This window comes from Sphingorhabdus sp., assembly GCF_040079335.1.
Lineage (GTDB): Bacteria > Pseudomonadota > Alphaproteobacteria > Sphingomonadales > Sphingomonadaceae > Sphingorhabdus_B.
In genome coordinates this window covers 1-2229 of sequence record NZ_JBEBKL010000115.1, presented here as the reverse complement: position 1 = coordinate 2229, position 2229 = coordinate 1, and the positions used below count along the sequence as shown (strand labels likewise).

4 protein-coding genes and 1 pseudogene are annotated in these 2229 nt (G+C 59.1%); 3 read left to right on the top strand and 2 right to left on the bottom strand.

Annotation, left to right across the window (positions count from 1 at the left end; all coding sequences use genetic code 11):
* The first annotated feature begins 171 nt into the window (after window positions 1-171).
* The 3 genes from ABL922_RS14625 to ABL922_RS14615 all read left to right on the top strand — a co-directional run bounded on the left by ABL922_RS14625 (window position 172) and on the right by ABL922_RS14615 (window position 1149).
* Complete coding sequence (locus ABL922_RS14625; RefSeq protein ID WP_349024941.1) at window positions 172-606, top strand: PaaI family thioesterase; 435 nt, start codon at window positions 172-174, stop codon at window positions 604-606.
* Window positions 607-683: 77 nt separating this feature from the next.
* Window positions 684-902 (top strand): DUF6290 family protein, encoded by a 219-nt coding sequence (locus ABL922_RS14620; protein WP_349024940.1) that lies wholly within the window; start codon window positions 684-686, stop codon window positions 900-902.
* A complete protein-coding gene (locus ABL922_RS14615; RefSeq protein ID WP_349024939.1) occupies window positions 886-1149 on the top strand; it encodes a type II toxin-antitoxin system RelE/ParE family toxin in 264 nt (87 codons plus the stop codon). Before ABL922_RS14620 ends, ABL922_RS14615 begins: the two co-directional genes overlap by 17 nt.
* A gap of 3 nt (window positions 1150-1152) precedes the next feature.
* Here the strand turns inward: ABL922_RS14615 and ABL922_RS14610 are convergent, their stop codons facing one another.
* Together ABL922_RS14610 and ABL922_RS14605 are read right to left on the bottom strand one after the other, a co-directional pair.
* Entirely contained in the window at window positions 1153-2022 is an 870-nt protein-coding gene (locus ABL922_RS14610) for a restriction endonuclease (protein ID WP_349024938.1), read from the bottom strand.
* Window positions 2022-2229 (bottom strand): annotated as a pseudogene (locus ABL922_RS14605) (1-deoxy-D-xylulose-5-phosphate synthase); the annotation flags it as partial. The gene ABL922_RS14610 and the pseudogene ABL922_RS14605, both read right to left, overlap by 1 nt.

Genomic DNA, 2229 nt, shown 5'->3' with positions numbered 1-2229 from the left:
ACCCGCGCGCCCAGCCGCTTGGCCGAAATGGTGAACTCGCGCCCCAACTCGCCCGATCCGAGCAGCAATATGGTGGCGGTGGGGGTCATGGGGTATCCTGTCTAAACGGGGCGGGGTAGCCACGCCTTATCACCACGATTAGAACAGCAAAACCAATAGACGGAGAAAAATATGCCCGCGCACAATTTTGCCAGCAATGACGAAGCCATCGCCTATATGAAGGACATCGCGATCAAACGCTCAGGCTTCACCAATTTTCTGGGGGTCGAACCCGTCGTCTGCTGGCAGGGCAAGTCCGAATTGCTGCTGGCTGTGCGCAGCGACTTGACGCAACATCACGGCTATGTCCACGGCGCGGTCGTCGGCTTGATGGCGGACAATGCCTGTGCCTGGGCCGCGAGCAGCGTTGCGGGCGATGTCGTGACCGGCAGCTATGCGATCAACTTCCTCGCGCCTGCGACCGGAACCGCGCTGCGCGCGCATGGCACCGTGGTTAAAGCGGGCAAGCGCCAGGTGATCGTCCGCGCCGAAGTGTGGTCCGAAACGACTGGTAAAGACCCCGTGCTGTGCGCCATCGCCCAGGCGACCGTGGTGCCTGTGGGGTAGGGGTTATATCTGCTCGAACCATGCGGGATTGACGACCCGGTCATTTTGTTATACATGTATGACAAAGGAGATCAACCATGCTCGCCGTGAGATTGGAGCCTGAACTAGAAGGTCGCCTTGCGGCGGCTGCCCAGATAGCGGGGCGTACGAAAAGCGCGTTCGCCCGCGAGGCGATTGCGCGCTTTATTGAGGATTTGGAGGATATTGCCGCAGCGGAAGCGGCGCTGCGTACGCATGACCCCGATAAGACAATAACGCTGGCGCAGCTGAGGCAAGAGCTTGGCTTGGACGATTGAAATTGGCGACGATGCCCGCAAGGCATTCCGCCATATCGCCAAAACCGATGTCGATCGGATTACACGCTACCTCGATAATCTGACGGCGTTGGATGACCCACGGTTGCGCGGTTCCGCGCTGACCGGCGGGTTACAGGGCCTGTGGCGTTATCGGGTGGGCGACTATCGCGTCATTTGCCGGTTTGAACAGGGGCGGATGGTGGTGCTGGTGGTGCTGATAGGCCATCGGCGCGATGTGTATCGGTAGGGGTTATATCTGCTCGAACCATGCGGGATTGACGGTGACCTCTTCGACCATCTTGGTTTCGACACCAAGGCTGAGGTCTTTCAGCTTTTCGCACAGGGCATCGCCGTCGATCAGGTCGATGGGCGGCGCGCCATCGCGCGTCGCTTCGCGCCGTGCATCGGGGGAGAATGTCCCGGTGGTGATGATAAGTCCCTTGTCGGTCCGGCCCATCATCGCGCCGCGAAAGTCACGCACCGCGCCCGAACCGACCGAACCCTGGTATCGTTTGCACTGAAACAGGACGTGGAATGACATCAGGCTCAGCTGCATGATTCCGGTGCCGTCGATGCCGCCATCGCCTGAACGGCCCGTCACTTCGACCTTCACAAAACCCGCTTCACGCAGCAAGCGCTGAGCGAGCCGCTCAAATGCACTCGGGTCCATGGCTTTGAGCGTGGCAAGCAACGTGTCGCGCCAATCGCCTATCGCCGCATCGGGGTCGCCGTTCGCGTCGTCGTTGGTGGCTTTAGGCTGCTTTTGCGATGCGGATTTCACGCGTGCGGCCTTATATGCTTCGGCGCATATGGCCTTTATCTCAGCTTCACTTGACGATGATGCTTCCCGACCCGCATCGGTCAACAACCAAATACCTCTACCGCCCGACGCAATCAACTCTGCTGCTCTCAAATAGCTGCGCGCCCATGACATGCGGTCGGGGATGACATAGCCATTGCCGCTCTCATATTCGACTTCCAGCGCTTCAGGCGATATTTTCATCAGGTCGATGACGGCATCGTTGATTTCGTTCAGCGAAGCCGATCCGCCAATTTTGTCCAACGCAATGAGCGTCGGCTTAAAAAATGCATTATATTTTGGCAGGTCATTCTGATTCATCACGCCACCCCCGCTTCATCGACTCCGACGCTGTTGTGCCTGAGCGCCCTCAGAACCGTATCGACTATCGCTGCGGCATCGAGCCCCGCCTCGGCATATTGTTTGTCCGGCGCGTCATGCTCCTGAAACAGATCGGGCAGCCGCATCGTGCGCAGTTTCAATCCGCCGTCGATCAGCCCTGCGTCGCTCGCCAGCGTCAGCACATGC